This window comes from Actinomadura harenae, from assembly GCF_003696215.1.
Classification (GTDB): domain Bacteria; phylum Actinomycetota; class Actinomycetes; order Streptosporangiales; family Streptosporangiaceae; genus Spirillospora; species Spirillospora harenae.
Genome location: NZ_RFFG01000058.1, coordinates 32,124 through 50,430, shown reverse-complemented (window position 1 = coordinate 50,430; position 18,307 = coordinate 32,124). Strand labels below are relative to the sequence as shown.

The 18,307-nt window shown below is 74.5% G+C and carries 18 protein-coding genes and 1 pseudogene; 5 read left to right on the top strand and 14 right to left on the bottom strand.

Annotation, left to right across the window (positions count from 1 at the left end):
• The 4 genes and pseudogenes from EBO15_RS44465 to sigE all read right to left on the bottom strand — a co-directional run.
• Positions 1-868 (bottom strand): annotated as a pseudogene (locus tag EBO15_RS44465) (hypothetical protein); the annotation flags it as partial.
• Between the two features lie 236 nt (positions 869-1,104).
• The gene (locus EBO15_RS27710; protein WP_122197391.1) at positions 1,105-2,202 is read right to left on the bottom strand and encodes a sigma-E factor regulatory protein RseB domain-containing protein; all 1,098 of its coding nucleotides are present in this window, start codon (positions 2,200-2,202) and stop codon (positions 1,105-1,107) included.
• Entirely contained in the window at positions 2,199-3,341 is a 1,143-nt protein-coding gene (locus EBO15_RS47345; RefSeq protein WP_378239231.1) for an anti-sigma factor family protein, read from the bottom strand. The genes EBO15_RS27710 and EBO15_RS47345 overlap by 4 nt, the downstream gene beginning before the upstream one ends.
• A 55-nt stretch (positions 3,342-3,396) precedes the next feature.
• Positions 3,397-4,107, bottom strand: coding sequence for an RNA polymerase sigma factor SigE (sigE, locus tag EBO15_RS27700; protein WP_199744847.1), 711 nt, complete (start codon positions 4,105-4,107; stop codon positions 3,397-3,399).
• Between the two features lie 234 nt (positions 4,108-4,341).
• Here sigE and EBO15_RS27695 point away from each other — a divergent pair, with 234 nt between their 5' ends.
• Together EBO15_RS27695 and EBO15_RS27690 are read left to right on the top strand one after the other, a co-directional pair.
• On the top strand, positions 4,342-4,944 hold the full coding sequence (locus EBO15_RS27695; protein WP_122197390.1) for an O-methyltransferase: 603 nt from the start codon (positions 4,342-4,344) through the stop codon (positions 4,942-4,944).
• A 5-nt stretch (positions 4,945-4,949) separates the two neighbouring features.
• Complete coding sequence (locus EBO15_RS27690) at positions 4,950-5,747, top strand: hypothetical protein (protein WP_233616466.1); 798 nt, start codon at positions 4,950-4,952, stop codon at positions 5,745-5,747.
• A 71-nt stretch (positions 5,748-5,818) separates the two neighbouring features.
• On the opposite strand, the gene EBO15_RS27685 is transcribed toward EBO15_RS27690, so the two are convergent.
• Together EBO15_RS27685 and EBO15_RS27680 are read right to left on the bottom strand one after the other, a co-directional pair.
• Entirely contained in the window at positions 5,819-7,279 is a 1,461-nt protein-coding gene (locus tag EBO15_RS27685) for a leucyl aminopeptidase (protein ID WP_122197389.1), read from the bottom strand.
• A 280-nt stretch (positions 7,280-7,559) separates the two neighbouring features.
• The gene (locus tag EBO15_RS27680; protein ID WP_083952185.1) at positions 7,560-7,727 is read right to left on the bottom strand and encodes a DUF3117 domain-containing protein; all 168 of its coding nucleotides are present in this window, start codon (positions 7,725-7,727) and stop codon (positions 7,560-7,562) included.
• Positions 7,728-8,101: 374 nt separating this feature from the next.
• Between EBO15_RS27680 and EBO15_RS27675 the strand changes: the two genes are divergently transcribed.
• A complete protein-coding gene (locus tag EBO15_RS27675; RefSeq protein WP_122197388.1) occupies positions 8,102-8,899 on the top strand; it encodes an enoyl-CoA hydratase-related protein in 798 nt (265 codons plus the stop codon).
• Positions 8,900-8,982: 83 nt separating this feature from the next.
• Here EBO15_RS27675 and EBO15_RS27670 read toward each other — a convergent pair whose 3' ends face one another.
• The 6 genes from EBO15_RS27670 to EBO15_RS27645 form a co-directional block, all read right to left on the bottom strand.
• Entirely contained in the window at positions 8,983-9,558 is a 576-nt protein-coding gene (locus EBO15_RS27670; protein WP_122197387.1) for a DNA-3-methyladenine glycosylase I, read from the bottom strand.
• Positions 9,559-9,626: 68 nt separating this feature from the next.
• The gene (locus EBO15_RS27665) at positions 9,627-10,166 is read right to left on the bottom strand and encodes a hypothetical protein (protein ID WP_147481674.1); all 540 of its coding nucleotides are present in this window, start codon (positions 10,164-10,166) and stop codon (positions 9,627-9,629) included.
• Between the two features lie 193 nt (positions 10,167-10,359).
• The gene (locus EBO15_RS27660) at positions 10,360-10,950 is read right to left on the bottom strand and encodes an LOG family protein (RefSeq protein WP_122197385.1); all 591 of its coding nucleotides are present in this window, start codon (positions 10,948-10,950) and stop codon (positions 10,360-10,362) included.
• A complete protein-coding gene (locus tag EBO15_RS27655; RefSeq protein WP_122197384.1) occupies positions 10,950-11,750 on the bottom strand; it encodes an LOG family protein in 801 nt (266 codons plus the stop codon). Before EBO15_RS27655 ends, EBO15_RS27660 begins: the two co-directional genes overlap by 1 nt.
• Before the next feature lie 4 nt (positions 11,751-11,754).
• Entirely contained in the window at positions 11,755-12,813 is a 1,059-nt protein-coding gene (dapE, locus tag EBO15_RS27650) for a succinyl-diaminopimelate desuccinylase (RefSeq protein ID WP_122197383.1), read from the bottom strand.
• Positions 12,814-12,880: 67 nt separating this feature from the next.
• Entirely contained in the window at positions 12,881-13,717 is an 837-nt protein-coding gene (locus EBO15_RS27645) for a 2,3,4,5-tetrahydropyridine-2,6-dicarboxylate N-succinyltransferase (RefSeq protein ID WP_122197382.1), read from the bottom strand.
• 95 nt (positions 13,718-13,812) lie between these two features.
• On the opposite strand from EBO15_RS27645, the gene EBO15_RS27640 reads away from it, so the two are divergent.
• Positions 13,813-14,652 (top strand): hypothetical protein, encoded by an 840-nt coding sequence (locus tag EBO15_RS27640; protein WP_233616465.1) that lies wholly within the window; start codon positions 13,813-13,815, stop codon positions 14,650-14,652.
• 9 nt (positions 14,653-14,661) lie between these two features.
• On the opposite strand, the gene EBO15_RS27635 is transcribed toward EBO15_RS27640, so the two are convergent.
• The gene (locus tag EBO15_RS27635) at positions 14,662-15,477 is read right to left on the bottom strand and encodes a polysaccharide deacetylase family protein (RefSeq protein WP_122197381.1); all 816 of its coding nucleotides are present in this window, start codon (positions 15,475-15,477) and stop codon (positions 14,662-14,664) included.
• A gap of 106 nt (positions 15,478-15,583) precedes the next feature.
• Positions 15,584-17,107: an MFS transporter gene (locus tag EBO15_RS27630; RefSeq protein WP_122197380.1), complete on the bottom strand. Its 1,524-nt coding sequence runs from the start codon at positions 17,105-17,107 to the stop codon at positions 15,584-15,586.
• 179 nt (positions 17,108-17,286) lie between these two features.
• Here EBO15_RS27630 and sigJ point away from each other — a divergent pair, with 179 nt between their 5' ends.
• Positions 17,287-18,276 carry an RNA polymerase sigma factor SigJ gene (gene sigJ / locus EBO15_RS27625; protein ID WP_122197379.1) on the top strand — a complete coding sequence of 330 codons (990 nt, stop codon included), beginning with the start codon at positions 17,287-17,289 and terminating at the stop codon, positions 18,274-18,276.
• The last annotated feature ends 31 nt before the right edge of the window (positions 18,277-18,307 follow it).

Here is an 18,307-nt window from a genome sequence, read left to right as displayed (position 1 = left end):
GAGCCGGACCGCCCGGGGCGCCCGGAGCGCCTGGAACCCCTGGACCACCAGGGGCGCCCGGCATCGGCCGGGGCGGCACCCCGGGAGCCGGCGGCGGGCCGCCCATCGGCGGACGCGCCCCCGGCGGAGGCGGCTGGGGCGACGCCTGCCCGCCCCAGCCGTACTGACCCGCGACCCCTCCGGAACGCGGGTCCTGGTCGTGCGGTGCGAACGCCGGGCGGCCCCCGGCGTTCTCCTGCGGCGCTCCCTGCGGCGCGGCGTACGGGTCCTGGCCGCCCGCCCCCGGCGCCCCGGCCATGCCGTAAGGCTCCTGGCCACCCGCGCTCGGCGCGCCGGGCGCACCGCCGGGCGGCGTGTCGTAGGGCTCCTGGTTCGAGGCGGCGTAGGCGTCGTTGAGGACACCGCCACCGGGCGCGGGCCGTGCCGGGCCGCCGTAGGACGGCTCGCCGGACGCGCCACCGGCGGAGTCCGGAGGGGCGAACCCGCCCTGGCCTCCGTCGGTCATCGTCGGGAGCGGGCCGGACGTCGCGGCCGGGGCGTCGGCGCGTCCCGGCTCGGATCCGGCGGTGGGAGGCTCGGCGCCCGCGGGGGCGCCGGTTCCCGGGACGTCGTCCTCGGGCGGCTCCGGGTCGTGGTCGGTCAGGGTCTCCGGCGCGGTGCTCGCGGGGCGCGCCGCCCGCCCGGCCACCGGACGGTCGCCGGGCGACGGGGAGTCGTCCCTCTGGGCGGCCCCGCGGCCGTCCCCCCGCTCGGCCGCGGCACTCGCGGCGTTCCCGGATCCGGAGGCGTCCGGCCGCCCGTCGCCCTGGCCGGAGGCGAGCTCGTCGCGCTCCGCCGCTTCGACCGGTCCGCGGCTGTCTTCGGTCATCCCCACTCTCCTACCGGGCATGATTCTCACTGATCCGGGCTCATCGTCGCCGACCCGGCATGTGATGAGCGTAAAGCTCCGGGCAACCGCCCCTTTCGGGCCTCCGGCCGCCCCACCGACCCATTGTCGGGGATGGGCGCCACCTCCCGCGCCGCCGGGCTCGACCGGTGCCTGCGTGTCAGCCGGGTCGGGCGAGTCAGGCGGGCGTCGGGCGGGTTTCGGGCGGGTCAGGCGAGTCAGTCGAAAGGGTTGGCCCAGGAGGTGAGGCGGCCGAAGCCGCGGCGGACGCGCGTCCAGGGGGAGACGTGGGCGAGGGGGAAGGCCTCGGCGACGGCGGACGCCGTGCTCTCCGGCGCGTCCGTGAGGACCGTGTAGACGTAGTCGCCGCGCTGCTCGACCACCCAGTTACGGACGGAGTCGCGGCGGTAGGCGGGGCGTCCGTCGAGCTCGGCGCGGGTCCAGCCGCTCATGCCCCGGCCGTCCAGCCCGCCGTGCTGGACGAACACCGACACGACGGCCAGCCCGTCCGAGTAGCTGAGGTGCAGCGCCTCCCCGCCGGACGGCACGGTCGAGCGGCGCACGTCGTACAGCGCCAGCCGTCCCGGCAGCCTGCGCGGCACCGGCCAGCCGTCCTGGCGCAGCTCCGCGACCTGCGCGGTCGTCAGCGGGTACTCGGTCGGGACGGGCGTCACCCGGCCGGAGGTGGTCTGGTACGGCTCGGCCGCGGCGTCGCCCGGCTCGTCCGCGCGGACGGACGAGCCGCGCACCGGGACGTGCTGGAGCGACACCGGCCTGACCACCTGGAACCGGTTGAACCCGACCACGACGACCGCGCGGCCCGCGGCGTCGAGCAGCTCGCGGTGCAGCATGAGGCCGGTCTCGGTGTCGAGCCAGAACCGGCCCGCGGTCGAGCCGTCGGAGCGGCGGGCCTCGACGACGGCGGCGCGGCGGCCGCACATCGTGCCGTCCCCGCGGCGCACCAGCGAGTAGTTGCGGACGAGCAGCGCGAGCGTGGCCTCCGGAACCCCGACCGGGGCGTCCGCGCCCGCCGGGTGCTCGACCTGCGCGGTCGAGGTGTGCGTGCCGTGCCGTCCCCAGGTGGTGAGGACCCGCTCGCCCTCGTAGGACACGCTGCCCGCGGCGTCGGCGGCGGCGCGCAGGAGGCGTACCGCGTCCGGGTCGCTGGGCGCGGGACGACCCGCGTGCGCGTCGCCGGTCAGCACCGCGCCGGCGCACACCGCGCCGGCGACACCGAGCGCCGCGAGGACACGGCGCCCCCGGTTCCCGCCGTCGCCTTGCGGACGGCGCGGACGCGGGCGGACGGTTCCGATCACGGCTCCGGAGCGGACGGGACGGCGGTCCGGAGCGTGCCCGGATCGGTCAGCGGGTCGGTGATGGGCGAGTCGCCCGAGGTCAGCGCGTGCTGGACGGCGAAGCGGTCGAACGCGGGCGTGACGGTGGGCGCGTCCTGCTCGCCGCCCGCCACGTAGGACGCGACGCCGAGGCCGAGGAACAGCGACGCCGCGCCGACGGCCAGGTAGCGCCGCCGGTGCGTCCGCCCGGCCCGCACGGACCCGGCGGGCACCGACATCAGCGCCGTGGCACCGGCCATGGGCCCCGAGGGGACGCCGGAACGCCGTCCACGGCCCCCGCCTGCCGAGACCGGAGGACGGTTGTCACGCGGCCGCCCGGGACGCGTCGTGCCCCCGGACGGCGAGACCCACGGCGTGCGGTTCCGCGCCCCGGACGGACCCCACGGGCCGCCGAGTTCTCCCAGGTCGGAGAGCTCGTCCGGACGCGTCGTGTCGGCCGCCGAGGCGGCGGGTTCACCCGACGCGCGGGGGCCGCCGTTCCTGCTCGCCGGAGAGGACGCGCCGGGGGCGGTGTCCGCCGGGCCGTCGGCCGCGGCGAGCGTCTCGCCGAGACCGCGCAGCCGGGCGAGGAAGTCGGGGGTCGGCATGTCGTCCGGGACGTCGGCGGACGAGGCGGCGCGGTCGGCGCCCGCCTCGCGCGGCCCCTGCCCGTACCCCTGCGCGGGCACGATGGGCAGTCCGGGCGCTCCCAGGCCCGGCAGCCCGGCGCCGGGAAGTCCGGGAGACGCCGGATCGGACAGACCGGGATTGATGAGGTCGGGCGCGCCGAGGTCGGGCCCGATCGAGTCGGGCGCGTTCGATCCGCCGGACGCGTTCAGGCCAGGCATGTTCAGGCCGGGCATGTTCAGACCCGGCGCGTGCAGGCCGGGCACGGTCAGGTCGGGCACGGTCAGGTCGGGGAGGCCGGGCAGTCCGCGCTCCGGGGCGGACGTACCGGGCGGTGTGGCCAGGCCGCGGAGCCGGGCCTTCAGGCGTCGCAGCGCGTCGGCCTCGACACGGCACGGCGCGCAGCCCGCGAGATGGCGCAGGGCGCGTTCGCGCTCCTCATGCCCCAGCTCGCCGTCGACCAGAGCGGTCAGACGCTCCCCCAGACAACTCACGCGGCTCCCTCGTCGTTCATTTCAGGTGTGGCGCCCCGGCGCGCCGGACCACCCGTCAGCGGCCCTCCGCGACCGCCACCGCCGCGGTCTCCGCCGTGGTCTCGGCGGCGGGCCCGGCGACGGGCTCGGCAACGGTGGACACGACCCCCCTGCGGTGGGGCGCCCGGTGTTCCAACGCGGCTCGCAGCTGCGCCCTTCCCCGGTGGATGCGGCTGCGCACGGTTCCCAGTTTGACATCCAGCGTCGCGGAGATCTCCTCGTAGGAGAGCCCCTCGATGTCGCACAGCACCACGGCCGCCCGGTACTCGGGGGCCAGGGCGTCGAGCGCGGCCTGGACGTCGGAGTCGAAGTTGCGGTCGTCGTACACCTGCGCCGGGGTGGGCTCGCGGCCCTGGAGGCGCTCGGCGGCGTCGTCCGCCAGCCCCTCGAACCGGATGCGCTGCTTGCGCCGCGCCTGGTCGAGGAACAGGTTCGTGGTGATGCGGTGCAACCAGCCCTCGAACGTGCCGGGCGTGTAGTTCGAGAGCGAACGGAACACCCGGACGAAGACCTCCTGCGTGAGGTCTTCGGCGTCGTGCTGGTTGCCGGTCAGGCGGTAGGCGAGCCGGTAGACCCGGCCCGAGTGCTCCCGGACGACCTCGTCCCAGGACGGCGGTGCCCACGCCGCGTCGGGTGCGTTCTCGCGCGTACGCGCCGCCGCGTCGGCCCGGCTTTTCCCGGAGCCGACCCCGACGGCACTCTTGAACGTCAGTGCTGCCACTCCCATGGTGCCGGGTTGTTCCTTTCTCCATACGGTGGAACGACACGGTCGCGCCTGGGCTGGGGCGGTTGCCGTACGTGCGATCCACACCCACCCCCTCCGGGGCGGGCGCCATCGCGAGTTAGAACGTGCTGAAACGCCAGTTGGTTCCCCGTCAGCGATATTGTCTTTCCAGCATGAGCCAGGCGGGGGTCCCGCGAGGAGGCAGCCATCGACGCCATTGAGGCCACCCTGACCTACGTGGAGGAATTCCTTCCCGAGGACGAGGCGACCGTCGACGCCCGCCAGCGGGGGCAGGAGGTCGGCGCCACGCCGATCGGCCCCGCCGGCGGCGCCGCGCTGCGCTTCCTCGCCACCCTGATCGGCGCGCGCACCGTCGTCGAGATCGGCACCGGCTGCGGCGTGTCCGGCATCTCCCTGATGCGCGGGATGCCGAAGGACGGCGTCCTGACCAGCGTCGACGTCGACCACGAGAACCAGCGCCTCGCCAAGCTCGCCTACCGCGAGGCGGGCCTCGGATCGTTCCGCACCCGCATGATCGTCGGCCGCGCGCTCGAGGTGCTCCCCCGCCTCACCGACGGCGCCTACGACATGGTCTTCTGCGACGCGGACAAGACCGAGTACCCCGAGTACTTCAGCGCCGCCCTGCGGCTGCTCCGCCCCGGCGGCGTCGTGGCGTTCGACGACGCCCTCGGGCACCGGCGCGCCGCCGAGCCCGCCTACCGCGACCCGTCCTCCGAGGCGATCCGCGAGGTGCACCACCTGATCCGCGAGGACGAGCGCCTCGTCCCCCTGCTGCTCCCGGTCGGCGACGGCCTGCTCTGCGCCGTCAAGCGCGACTAGCCGCCATGCCCGCCCCCCGGGACCCGCACGCCGGCCCGCCCGCGAGCGAGGACGGCCCGGTCCGCCGGGCCCGCTGGGTGGACACCGCCCACGACGTCGAGCCGCCCGCGCCGGAGCCCCCGCCCGCCCCCGAGCCGCTCGTCCCGGACGACGACGCCCCCTCCCCCTCGGCTGCGGCCCCCTCGTCCGCGTCCGCCGCCTCGGCCGTGTTCGCCGTGCGGATGGGGATGACGTGGCGGACGGCCTGGCGCGGCCTCGCCTTCGGGATCCTGATGCTGGCCTCGGCCGGGTTCGTGGCCGGCGGCCTGATGCGCGGCGGGTTCGGCGTGGGGAGCCTCGCCTTCATCGTGCTCGGCGCGGTCGGCCTGGCGGCGTTCGGCGGCGGCTTCGTGGCCGCGGTCGGAGGGCCGCTGGCGAGGCGCCCCGTGCTGGAGCTGACGAACGAGGGCGCGCGGCGTCCGGCGCGCTGGCCGCTGCCCCGCTCCCGCGACCGCGTCCTGCCCTGGACGGACGTCACGGCCCTGGCCGCGCTGCGCCGCGGCGTGACGGGCACCAAGCGCGGCGAGCAGGACTACCTGGTCTTCCTCGGCACGGACGCGCTGGTCGAGCTGGCCCGCACCGCCGAGCGTCCCGCCCTGATCGCGTTCACCCTCGCGGACGTCCCCGCGACGACGCCCGGCATGCCCGAGGCCACCCGCTGGTGCTTCGGCGTCGAGCCGGGCTGGGACACGACCCTGCCCGTCCTGGTCAAGGAGATCCGGCGCCGCAGGACGGTCCCGGTCGTGGATCGCCGCACACGCTGACCCCCGCACGCGCTGACCGCCGCACGCGCTGACGGACGCGGCGTGCGGCGGCGGTGCGCCCGGGATGCGGGTCAGGCCGTCAGCCACTCCAGGAGGAGGCGGGTGGAGAAGCCCGTGGCGCCCTTGCTGATCTCGAGGTCGTCGGAGGTGGCGCGGGCCGGGCCGGCGATGTCGAGGTGGGCCCAGCGGCGGTCGCCGGCGAACTCGCGCAGGAAGAGGGCGGCCATGATCGAGCCGCCGCCGAAGCCGCCGCGCTCGATGTTGGCGACGTCCGCGACGTCGGACTCGATGGCCTTGCGGTAGTCCTCGACCAGCGGGAGGCGCCAGAGCGGCTCCCCGGCGGCCTCGCCCGCCGCGGTGAGGGCGTCGGCGAGGGCGTCGTCACCGGTGAACAGGGCGCCGTGCCGGAGGCCGAGGGCGACCTTGGCGGCGCCGGTGAGGGTCGCCACGTCCACGACGAGGTCCGGGTCGAGCCGGGCGTCGGCGTAGGCGAGCGCGTCGGCGAGGACGAGCCGTCCCTCGGCGTCGGTGTTGAGCACCTCCGACGTCTTGCCGCCGAAGTGGGTGATCACGTCGCTCGGGCGCATGGAGGACCCGGACGGCATGTTCTCGGCCGCCGCGACCAGCCCGGTGACCTTGGCGCGGACGCCGAGGTCGCGCAGGGCGGCCATGACGGCCATGACGATGCCGCCGCCCTGCATGTCGGTCTTCATGAGCTTCATGCTGTCGTTCGGCTTCAGCGACAGGCCGCCGGAGTCGAACGTGATGCCCTTGCCGACCAGGACGATGTGCCGGTCGGCGCCGTCCGGCTCGTAGGTGAGCTCGATCAGGCGCGGCGGGTGCAGCGGGGACCCGGCGCCGACGGCGAGCAGGCCGCCGAAGCCGCCCTCGGCGAGGTCGCCCTCGTCCCGGACGCGGACGGTCAGGCCGTTCTCGGCGGCGAGGTCGCGGGCCCGGTCGGCCAGCCACGCCGGGGTCTTCTCCGAGGCCGGCGTGTTGGCGAGGTCGCGCGCGAGGCCGGTGGCGCGGGCGAGCGCGACGCCGCGCTCGATCTTCGGCGCGGCGGCCTCGGGGCCGGACTCGGTGAGGACGGTCAGGGCGCCCAGCGGGCCCTTCTTCGGTGCCTCGCCGATACGGAAGTCGTAGGACGCCAGCAGCGCGCCGACCACGAACGCCGACAGGTCGCCCTCGGGGACGCCGACGACGAGGTTCGCGCGCCCGCGGGCCCGGCGGGCGAGGGCCGCGCCGGCCTTGCGCAGGTCGGCGGGGGTGGCGTCGCCGACGCCGTAGAGCAGCAGCTCGCGGACCTTGTCGCCGACGCGGACGGGCGTCGCGACGATCTCACCGGGCTCGCCCTTGGCGCCGTGCAGCGAGAGCACCTCGTCCAGGGAGAACGGGAGTGCGGCGGCGATCTCGGCGGCGGGCGCGACCGGGCCCTGCCGGACGGGGATCGCGGCCAGCTCGGCGTCGAGGTCGGTCACGGCCTGCGTGACGGTCCCGCCCGCGGGCGCGACCGTGGTCTGGATGGGCATGCTGAACGCTTCCCCCTGTGCTGATCCTGCTGTGCCGGAGCTGCTGTGTTGGAGCCTGCCGTGCTGGTCCTGCCGTGCTGGTCCTGCTGTGTGGAGCCTGCCGTGCCGGAGCCCGCCGGCCTGGAGCCGCCGGGCCTGAGTCGCCGGCCAGGAGGCGCCGTGCCGTGGCCGCCGTGGCGCGGCCCCGGGGACGTGCCGTCCCGGCCGTGCGGGCCTGGGGACGGCGAAGGCCCCGGCGTCGCCACCGGGACCCGCCGTCAACGCCGAAGCGAGCGGGAGGTCAGCCCACGACCTGCTTCAGGGCTTCGCCGAGTTCCTTCGCCTCGTCGGCGGAGAGCTCGACCACGAGGCGGCCGCCGCCTTCGAGCGGGACCCGCATGACGATGCCGCGTCCCTCCTTGGTCACTTCGAGCGGACCGTCTCCCGTCCGCGGCTTCATCGCCGCCATGCGTGCATCCCCTTCCTGCCCAGGACCGCGTGGGGCCTCTCGGGCACCGTTGGCCGCCTGGCCGCCTGTGCATCCGCGTCATCAGTGGTAGTGGTCCATTATCTCGCCTTCCGAGCGCGAAGTGGTAACGATCAGCCTCCAGATCGCGGGACTCACCCCAAAAAATCCCCTTTTGGGGCGCTACCTACCAACCCATTCGTCCGGGAATCGGGGCCTCGCCCGAAGAGGGCCCGAAGGGCCTCCCGAAACCCCCGGAACGGCCCCTCGCCACGAGTAACACCGACCCCACGGGAACCGGCCGGGGGCTTGCCCTCCGGGGCACCGGTCGTCGAGGGTGGCGGGAGCGAGACCGTGAGCAGATTGTGAGGACGAGGATGTCCGAAGCGACGACGGACCCGGTGCGGTACGAGGTGGACGCCGGTGTGGCGACGATCACACTCGACCGTCCCGGAGGAATGAACGCCCTGACGGAGGCCACCAAGGAGGTGCTGCGGGCCGCCGCCGAACGCGCCGCCGCCGACACCGCGGTGCGCGCCGTCGTGCTCACCGGCTCCGGACGGGCCTTCAGCGCCGGGCAGGACCTGCGCGAACACGCCGACAACCTCGCCGCCGGACGGGGCCTCGACGACACCCTCCGGCGGCACTACAACCCCACGGTCGAGGCGATCACGGGCATGCCGAAGCCGGTCGTCGCGGCCGTGAACGGCATGGCCGTCGGCGCCGGGATGTCCCTCGTCCTGGCCTGCGACCTGGTGGTGGCCTCGGAGAAGGCGTCCTTCGCCACGGCGTTCGCCAAGATCGGCCTGGGCCCGGACAGCGGGCTCTCCTGGACGCTCCAGCGCCTCGTGGGCCGCGCCCGCGCCACCGAGCTGCTCATGCTCGCCGAGCCCCTGCGCGCGCCCGACGCGCTCGCCCTCGGCCTGGTCAACCGGGTCGTCCCGCCGGAGGACGTGCTGTCCACGGCGACCGAACTGGCCCGGACCCTCGCGTCCGGCCCGACGGTCGCGCTCGCGGCGATCAAGACCGCGATCGCCCACGCCGCCACGCACGACCTGCCGTCCGCCCTCGAACGCGAGGCCGAACTCCAGGACGCCCTCGCCGAGACCGCCGACCACAGGAACGCCACCGAGGCGTTCCTGAAGAAGGAGCAGCCCACCTTCGAGGGCCGCTGAGCCGGAGGAGGCCGCACCCGGGGTCTCCGGGTGCGGCCGAGGGGCTGGACGCCCGCCTCGCGGGGTCTCAGGGGCGCTGAGGGTCAGCTGTAGGCGCCGCGGCGGTGGCAGGCGGCCAGGTGGTCGTCGACCAGGCCGCAGGCCTCCATGAGGGCGTAGGCCGTGGTGGGGCCGACGAAGCGGAACCCGTTCCGCTTCAGCTCCTTCGACAGGGCCTTCGACCCGGCCGTGGACGGCGGGACGTCGTCCATCGTCTCCGGGACGGGCGCCTCCGGGTCGGCGAAGCGCCAGATGATCTCCGCCAGGCCGTCCGAGAGGTCCAGGGCCGCCCGGGCGTTGCCGATCGCGGCGTCGATCTTCGCCCGGTTGCGGACGATCGCGGCGTCCCCCAAGAGCCGCTCGACGTCGCGCTCGTCGAACGCGGCGACCTTCTCCATGTCGAAGCCCGCGAACGCGGCCCGGAACCCCTCCCGCTTGCGCAGGATGGTGAGCCAGCTCAGGCCGGACTGGAACGCCTCCAGGCAGAGGCGCTCGTAGAGGCCCTGATCGTCCCGGACGGGACGCCCCCACTCCTCGTCGTGGTAGGCGACGTACTCGGGCGCCGACAGGCCCCAGGGGCAGCGAGCCAGACCGTCCTCGCCGATGACCGCGGTATTCACCCGCCCGTTCTACCTCACGCCACCGACAGAACCGCCCGGGCCGCGGGCGCCTGACACGTCCGTAAAGATCAGAACTTGTGGGGCTTCTCGTTCTCGAGGAGCTCGCGGCGGCCGTCGAACAGCCCGCCGCCGAACGCCTCCGGGCCGCCGCCGTCGGCGTTCCGGCCGGGGGCGTCCCCGTTCCGCCCGGAGGCGTCGTCGTCGTCACTCTCGTACGGCTCGGCGGCGGACGGGACGTCCGTGATCGTCGCGGGTGCCTCCCCCGGCGCCGTCCACCCCGCCACCGGACCGCGTCCCTCCACGTCCGCGAGGCGGCGGTGCAGGGCGTCGATCTGCTGCTCCATCGCCGCCACCCGCGTGTCGCGCTCGGTGAGCGCGTAGGCGAGCCGGTGCAGCGCCTCGTCGGTGACGTTCATCTGGTAGCCCCAGAGCGCGCGCGGCAGCCGCAGCATCGCGACCTCCGGCCCGGTCACGCGCGCCCCGTCCAGCAGGGGCATCGGCGGGACGTCGGGATGCGTGCGGCCCAGCTCGCCGCCGCGCCCCATCGCGAGCACGACGACCGCGGCCAGCACGGCGACGCCCGCCAGCACGAGGACCACCATCACCACGGTCTTGCTCCCGTCTGTCTCCCTGTCCCGCATGACGATCGTGCCATGCCGGACGCCCGTGTGCGGGCCGCTCCCCGCCCCCGGGGCCCGCGACCGCCTTCCCCACGGCGCTTCCGGGCCCCGGCGACGCTTCCGGGCCATGGCACTTCTGGGGCCCCGCCGGCGCGCCCGGCCCGCCGAGCGGCCGCTCGCCTTACGGCTGCGCCTCGGTGAAGTCCTCCGGGGTCGCCTCGATCCGGGGACGCGAGCGTTCCAGCAGGTCGAGGGCCTCGCCGAGATCGGCCGTCCAGCCGATCGCGTCGAAGACCTTCGGCCGGGCGAAGCCCAGCTCGGTCAGGTTCTCGGCCAGCTCCCGCAGCGGCGCGTAGACGCCGAGCGGGTCGAGGACGACCAGGGGCTTGTCGTGCATGCCGAGCGTCCGGGACGTCCAGATCTCGAACAGCTCCTCCAGCGTGCCGATGCCGCCGGGGAGCACCAGGAACGCGTCGCTGCGCCGGTCCATCTCGCCCTTGCGGGACCGCATGTCGGGGGTGATGACCAGCTCGTCGCTGTCCTCGTCCGAGACCTCCACGTGGCGCAGCGCCTCGGGGATCACGCCGATCGTGCGGGCTCCCCCGGCGCGGGCGCCGCGCGCGACGGCCCCCATCGAGGAGATCCGGCCGCCGCCGCTGACCAGGGTGTGGCCGCGGCGGGCCAGCTCCAGGCCGACCCGCTCGGCGAACTCCACGTGCACCGGGTCGATGCGGGTGGACGAGGCGCAGAACACGCAGACCGCGATGCCCATCAGGCCGGGTCCCCCGCGCGGCGGGCCGTCTCGGCGACGGCCTCCTTCTCCTCGTGCTTGCGCGCCTCCTCCTCGTGCGCCCCGACGATCACCCGGACGACCTCGTCCGGGTCGTCGGTCAGGTGGATGAGGTCGAGGTCGTCGGCGGAGATGTTGCCCGCGCGCAGCACCGAGGTCTTCATCCAGTCGATCAGCCCGCCCCAGTACTCGGTGCCGACCAGCACGATCGGGAACCGGGTGATCTTGCCCGTCTGGACGAGCGTGATCGCCTCGAACAGCTCGTCCAGGGTGCCGAACCCGCCGGGCAGCACCACGAACGCCTGCGAGTACTTCACGAAGATCGTCTTGCGGACGAAGAAGTACCGGAACTGCACGCCGATGTCGATGTAGTCGTTCAGCGACTGCTCGAACGGCAGCTCGATGCCGAGCCCGACCGAGAGCCCGCCCGCCTCGTGGCAGCCCTTGTTGGCGGCCTCCATGATGCCAGGGCCGCCGCCGGTGATCACCGCGTACCCGGCCTCGTGCAGCTTCGCGCCGATCTCCTCGCCGAGCTTGTACTCCGGCGTGTCCGGCCGCGTCCGGGCGCTGCCGAACACGCAGGCGGCCTTCGGCAGCTCGGCCAGCAGCCCGAACCCCTCGACGAACTCGGCCTGGATGCGCAGCACCCGCCACGGGTCCGCGTGCACCCAGTCGGTCGGGCCGCGCCGGTCCAGCAGCCGCTGGTCGGTCGTGGTCGGGGGGATCGCCTTGCCTCGCAGGGTCGCCGGCCCCTGCCTCCTGGTACGGATCTCGCGCTTCATGAAATCACCTTAGCCACGCCAGGAGGCGGGATTCGGCGTCGGTGATCAGGGGGAGGTCGACGTATTCGTCCCTGGTGTGGGCCAGGGTGGGGTGGCCGGGGCCGTAGTTCACGGCCGGGACGCCGAGGGAGTCGAAGCGCGCGACGTCGGTCCAGCCGAGCTTGGCGCGGACGTCGGCGCCGGTCTCGGCGACGAAGGCGCGGGCGGCCGGGCGGTGCAGGCCGGGGCGGGCGCCGGGGGCGGCGTCCACGGGCTTCACCTCGAAGCCATCGAAAAATGCCCGGACGTACTCTTCCGCTTCGTCCACGGACTTGTCGGGGGCGAAGCGGTAGTTCACGGTGACGACGCACTCGTCCGGGATGACGTTGCCCGCGACGCCGCCGCTGATGAACACGGCGTTCAGGCCCTCGTGGTACTCCAGGCCGTCCACGACGGGCTGGGCGGGCTCGTACGCGCGCAGGCGGTCGAGGATCTCGGCGGCGGCGTGGATGGCGTTGGAGCCCATCCAGGCGCGCGCGCTGTGGGCCCGCTCTCCGCACGCGGTGACCTCGACGCGGAGGGTGCCCTGGCAGCCGCCCTCGATGAGGCCGCCGGTCGGCTCCATCAGGACGGCGAAGTCGGCGGCGAGCAGCTCGGGACGGGTCTCGGCGAGGCGCTTCAGGCCGTTGCGGGCCGCCTCGATCTCCTCGCACTCGTAGAAGACGTAGGTGACGTCCCGGGACGGCTCGGTCAGCAGGGCGGCCAGCCGGAGCTGGACGGCGACCCCGGCCTTCATGTCGGTCGTGCCGCAGCCGTAGAGGCGGTCGCCCTCGCGGCGGGACGGCAGGTTCCCGTTCAGCGGGACGGTGTCGAGGTGCCCGGCGAGCAGGACGCGCTCGGCCCGGCCGAGGTCGGTCCGGGCGATGACCGAGTCGCCGTCCCGGACGACCTCCAGGTGCGGCAGGGCCCGCAGCGCCGCCTCGACGGCGTCGGCGAGGGCCTTCTCGTTCCCGCTCACCGACTCGACATCGACGATCGCCGCCGTCAGGTCCGTCACGTCCATCTGGAGATCGAGAGTGGTCATGCCGGAAACCCTATGCAAAGGGGACGGCCGCATGGGCCGTCCCCCCGGGGTGTGCGCGCGGCGTCCGTCAGGTGTTGATGCCGTGGTCGCGCAGGATGTCGTTCAGCTCGGCCTTGTCGTGGCGCCGGCCGGGCTCGAGGCGCTTGAGGATCAGGACGGCGGGCAGGCCGAAGCTTCCGCCCTTGAACTCCTTGATGCGGGTGCCGCCGACGGCGACGCACCAGTCGGGGATGCGGCCGCGGCCGATCTCCTCACCGGTCTCGACGTCGATGACCGGCATGGACGCCGACAGGTTCGTGCCGGAGCCGACGACGGCGCCCGTCCCGACCCGCGCGCCCTCGACGATCATCGAGCGGGAGCCGATCATGGCCTCGTCGCCGATGACGACGGGCTTGGCGTTCGGGGGCTCGAGCACGCCGCCGATGCCGACGCCGCCGGACAGGTGCACGTTCTTGCCGACCTGGGCGCAGGAGCCCACGGTCGCCCAGGTGTCGACCATCGTGCCGGAGTCGACGTAGGCGCCGATGTTGGTGAAGGACGGCATGAGGACGACGCCGGGGGCCAGGTAGGAGCCCCAGCGGGCGATCGCGCCCGGCACGACGCGGACACCGTCCAGGCGGCTCTTCAGCGGGATGCGGTCGTGGTACTGGAAGTCGCCGACCTGGGACCGCACCATCCCGAGCACCTTGAAGCTCAGCAGGATCGCGCGCTTGGCGCGCTCGTCCACGACGACCTCGTCGGTCGCCGGGTCGACGAAGGCGACCCGGGCCTCGCCGGAGTCGATCTGGTCCACGGCGGCGACGATCGCCGCGCGGGCCTCGGTGTCGTCCGGCCCGAGGTCGGCGCGCCGCTCCCAGAGCTCGTCGACGGCGGTGGAGATCGGGCTGGTGAACGTCTCGGTCATGGACATTGAGCTTACCGACGGCCGGAGCCCGGTACGGTCGGGGCGTGGCTGTGTGGGCGAAGCTGGGATCCGGTCCCCGGGAGGGATCCGGCGGCGTGCGGAGTGGACGGCGGCGGCGCTGGTGGATCGTGGCGCTCGTCGCGGTCGTCGCGCTGTCCGCGGGCGGGTGGGCGCTGTACACACGCGCGCGCCCGTACCTGCACGGCTCCGGGTGCGAGGTGCGGACGGCGCTGGGCAAGATGCCGCTCGACCTGGACCAGGCCGCGAACGGCTCGACCATCGCGGCCGTGGCCGTCCGCAAGGCGCTGCCGGAGCGGGCCTCGGTGATCGCGTTCGCGACGGCGATCCAGGAGTCGCACATGCGGAACCTGGCGGGCGGTGACCGCGACTCGGTCGGGATGTTCCAGCAGCGCCCGTCGCAGGGCTGGGGCTCGCCGGACAAGCTGCGCGACCCCGTCCAGTCGACCAGCAAGTTCTTCGACGCGCTGGTCAAGGTCAAGGACTACCTCGACCTCGACCTGCACGACGCCGCGCAGCGCGTCCAGCGCAGCGCCGACGGGAACGCCTACGCGCAGCACGAGCCGGACGCGAAGGTGCTGGCGCAGGCGTTCGGGGGGCGGTCCGCCGCGTCCGTCCGCTGCTGGTACCCGCCGAACAAGCGGACCGATCCGCGCCGGGCGGACGCCGTCCGGGAGATGCGCCGGGCGTTCGGCAGCCGCCTCCAGGTCGTCGCGCCCGCCGCGCCCGACTACGACGCGGTGCGGGCGCCCAACGAGCGGACGGGCTGGGCCGTGGCGGCCTGGGCCGTCACGCACGCCCAGACGTTCGGCCTGAGCGAGGTCCGTTTCGCCGGACGCCACTGGCGCGCATCCGAGGGGCACGACGGCTGGACGCACGACGCCAAGGCCCCCGCCACGACCGTCATCGTCCGCTAGACCCCCCGGCTACAGCGCGACGAACTGGAGGCCGCGCTTCTTGAGCTGGGGCAGGACGGTCTTGAGGGCGTCGATCGTCTGGGTCCGGTCGCCGCCGCCGTCGTGGCAGAGCAGGATGTCGCCGGGCTGGGCGCGCAGCATCGCGCTGGTGATCTTGCTGATGCCGGGGCGGGACCAGTCGCGCGGGTCGATCTTCCAGTCCACGCAGATGAGCCGGTGCTGGTCGGCGACGTCGAAGACGGCCTGCGACCAGTTGCCGCCGGGTGAGCGGAAGAACCGGGGGGCGACCCCGCCGGTCTGCGCGATCTGGTCGTGCGCCTCGCCGATCTCCTTGCTGATCCGCGCGGTGGAGAGCGCGGGCAGGTTGAGCGGGTGGGTGACGGTGTGGTCGGCGATCTGGTGGCCGTCCGCGACGATCCGCTGGACGATCCGGGGCTGCTCCACGACCTGCTCGCCGATCATGTTGAAGGTGGCCTTCACACCGTGGGCGGCGAGCAGGTCGAGCATCATCGGGGTGTACTTGGGGTGCGGGCCGTCGTCGATGGTGAGCGCGACGGCGTTCGGCGGGGCGGCCGGGGCGAGGTCGTAGAGGCTGCGGACGGGCTTGTGCAGCGCCTGCATGGGCTTCCCGTGGGCGTAGCCGGGGTCCGGCGGCGCGGCGGGGGCCTTCCCGTGGCCCCCGCCTCCGCCGCCGCCGTGCCGTCCGTCCGCGCTGGCCGATCGCGCCGGGCCCGCGTGCCACAGCTCCGGGGCCGCGGCGGCGGCGACGCCCGCCGCTCCTGCGGCCAGCAGCCCGAGGGCACGGCGGCGGTCCACGTTCGGCATGAGTACTCCGATGTCTGTCCGGGGGTCGGCTGATCACAACGTTGGACGCCGCCGACGGCGCATGTGTTCGATCGCCGGACAGGGTGACGGACCTCACGCTCGCCCGTCATGCCCTGGTTCGGTGCGCGTCCACCTCCTCGTTCGAAGGCGCGGGGGCCACGTCGTCCTGCGGGGACGCCGGTTCGTCGTCGGTCGCCGCCTCGGGGGCGGGGGTGGTCGCGTCACCGCGCGTGTTGCGGACGCCGAGGCCGACGAACGTCGCCGCGAGCGTGAACATGGCGCCCGCGAACAGCGCGTGCTGGAAACCCGAGGTGCCGGCGTGCCTCGGATCCGTCCCGATCCTGAGGAGGTGGCCGGTGCGGTCGGCGGCGATCACGGCCATGATGGCGAGGCCGAGCGCGGTGCCGAGTTGCTGGGACGACTGGAGCAGCGCCGCGGCGATCCCCGCGCGGTTCGCCGGGACGCCCGCGTTCGCGGCGGTGGTGACCGACACGAACACGACGCCGAGGCCGAGCGAGAAGACGACGAGGCCGGGCAGCAGGTCCGCCACGTAGGTGCCGCCGACCGGGACGCGGGACAGCAGGTACAGCCCGGCGGAGCCGATCAGCCCGCCCGCCATGATGAGCGGGCGCGTCCCGAACCGGGGCAGCAGCTTGGACGCGATGCCCGCCGCGACGCCGACGGCCGCGCACAGCGGCAGGTAGGCCGAGCCGGTCTGGAGCGGCGAGTATCCGAGGATGGTCTCCATGTAGAGGCTGAGGAAGAAGAACATGGCCGCGCCGCCCGCCAGGACCAGGAGCTGGGCGACGTTCGCCGCCGCCAGGCCGCGGATGCGGAAGGTGTCGAGCGGCAGCAGCGGGTGCGCCGACCGCGTCTCGTTGAGGACGAACAGCGCCAGCAGCACGGCCGAACCGGCGAGGCCGCCGATCGTCCGGGTCGTGTTCCAGCCGACGTCCGGGGCCTTGACCAGCGTGAACACCAGGAGCAGCATCGCGCCGGTGACGAGGAACGCGCCGGGGACGTCGAACTCGCGGATCCGCGCCGTCCGGCGGTCGTCGGGGAGCAGCATCGGGACGACGACCAGGATCGCGACGACGACCGGCACGTTGACCAGCATCACCCAGCGCCAGCCGAGGCTCTCGGTGAGGACGCCGCCGAGCAGCACGCCCGCGCCGGACGCGGCCCCCGCCATGCCGCCCCAGACCGCGAGCGCGCGGTTGCGCTCGGGGCCTTCCCGGAAGGACGTGGTGAGCAGCGACAGCGCGGCCGGGAGCATGGTCGCGGCGCCGAGGCCCTGCACCATCCGGGCGGCGACCATGACCGACGCGGTCTGCGCGAGCCCGCCCGCCGCGGACGCCGCGCCGAACAGGACCGTCCCGGACAGCAGGACGCGGCGGCGGCCGAGCTGGTCGGCGACGCGCCCGCCGAGCAGCATGAACCCGCCGTAGGTGAGCAGGTAGCCGCTCGGCACCCACTGGAGGCCCTCGACGGAGAAGCCGAGGGCTCGCTGCATCGCGGGCAGCGCGATGTTGACGATGGACGCGTCGATGAAGTCGAGGAACGCGACGCCGCAGAGCAGCGCGAGCGTGAGCTTGCCCTGGCGCGTGGCCAGGAACGGACTGTCGGACATCGGGGAGTTCGCCTCCGCCTTCCGGTCGGGCTTCCGGTGGGGTTTCCGGTTGGTTTCGCGATCCAGGAGGCCGGGCGTCCGGCGGATGTGACGGGCCTGAGAGACGAATCTCAGTTTCGGCCTGGATGTCACACTTCGGGGGTCGTCGCACCTCAGGGTGGCGGCGAACAGGAGGATCCATGTCGCACGACACCCGGCCCCGTGACGGCCGGCACCCGGACGTGCTCACCGCGTCGGACGAGGCCACGGCGGTCTACGCCGAGCATCGCGAGCTGCTGTTCTCGATCGTCTACAACCTGCTGGGCAGCGTCGCCGACACCGAGGACGTCCTCCAGGACACCTGGATGGCGTGGGCCGCCCGGGGCATGGACGGCGTGGAGAGGCCGCGCGCGTACCTGGTGCGGATCGCGGTGAACACGGCGCTGGCGCGGCAGGCGGCGGTCGCGCGGCGGCGCGAGTCGTATCCGGGGCCGTGGCTGCCCGAGCCGCTGGTCGCCCGGTTCGCGGCCGAGGACGACGCGGCCGAGGACGCGGCGCGCGGCGAGGCCGTGTCCCTGGCGATGCTGGTCGTCCTGGAGACGCTGACGCCGCTGAGCCGGGCGGTGTTCATCCTGCACGAGGTGTTCGGCTACCCGCACACCGAGATCGCCGAGATCCTGGGCCGCAGCCCCGCGTCCGTCCGGCAGGTGGCGCACCGCGCGAAGGCGCACGTCCGGTCCCGGCGGACGCGCCGGACCGTCGACCGCCGCACCCAGCGCGAGGCGACGGAGCGGTTCCTGGCGGCGGCGCTGGGCGGCGACCTGGCCGCGCTGATGCGGATCCTCGCGCCGGACGTGACGCTGTGGACGGACGGCGGCGGCGTCCGGCGGGCGGCGCTGCGTCCGGTCGAGGGCCGCGACAAGGTCGCGCGGCTCATCGCGGGGCAGGTCCACCGGAGTGCGGGGGACCTGGACGTCCGCTACCGCACCGTCAACGGCGACCCGTCCGCGGTGCTGTTCGAGGACGGCGCGCCCTACGCCGTCATGGTGCTCGACATGGCCGAGGACGGCGAGCACGTCGAGGGCATCTACGCCGTCAGCAACCCCGACAAGCTCGCCCACCTCGTCGGCGAGGTCACGGACGAGGAGGACGGCCGGGAGGGCCGAGCGCGTCCCGGCGAGGCCCGCTGAGCGCGCTCCCCACGGCCCGGTGCGGGGCCGC

What these genes read in the sequence shown, in the direction of transcription:
- EBO15_RS27630 (WP_122197380.1), bottom strand. Translation starts at nt 17,107, where the DNA reads ATGTCCGACAGTCCGTTCCTGGCCACGCGCCAGGGCAAGCTCACGCTC.
- EBO15_RS27675 (WP_122197388.1), top strand. Translation starts at nt 8,102, where the DNA reads ATGTCCGAAGCGACGACGGACCCGGTGCGGTACGAGGTGGACGCCGGT.
- EBO15_RS27660 (WP_122197385.1), bottom strand. Translation starts at nt 10,950, where the DNA reads ATGGGCATCGCGGTCTGCGTGTTCTGCGCCTCGTCCACCCGCATCGAC.
- EBO15_RS27690 (WP_233616466.1), top strand. Translation starts at nt 4,950, where the DNA reads ATGCCCGCCCCCCGGGACCCGCACGCCGGCCCGCCCGCGAGCGAGGAC.
- sigJ (WP_122197379.1), top strand. Translation starts at nt 17,287, where the DNA reads ATGTCGCACGACACCCGGCCCCGTGACGGCCGGCACCCGGACGTGCTC.
- EBO15_RS27655 (WP_122197384.1), bottom strand. Translation starts at nt 11,750, where the DNA reads ATGAAGCGCGAGATCCGTACCAGGAGGCAGGGGCCGGCGACCCTGCGA.
- dapE (WP_122197383.1), bottom strand. Translation starts at nt 12,813, where the DNA reads ATGACCACTCTCGATCTCCAGATGGACGTGACGGACCTGACGGCGGCG.
- EBO15_RS27635 (WP_122197381.1), bottom strand. Translation starts at nt 15,477, where the DNA reads ATGCCGAACGTGGACCGCCGCCGTGCCCTCGGGCTGCTGGCCGCAGGA.
- EBO15_RS27685 (WP_122197389.1), bottom strand. Translation starts at nt 7,279, where the DNA reads ATGCCCATCCAGACCACGGTCGCGCCCGCGGGCGGGACCGTCACGCAG.
- EBO15_RS27645 (WP_122197382.1), bottom strand. Translation starts at nt 13,717, where the DNA reads ATGACCGAGACGTTCACCAGCCCGATCTCCACCGCCGTCGACGAGCTC.
- sigE (WP_199744847.1), bottom strand. Translation starts at nt 4,107, where the DNA reads ATGGGAGTGGCAGCACTGACGTTCAAGAGTGCCGTCGGGGTCGGCTCC.
- EBO15_RS27680 (WP_083952185.1), bottom strand. Translation starts at nt 7,727, where the DNA reads ATGGCGGCGATGAAGCCGCGGACGGGAGACGGTCCGCTCGAAGTGACC.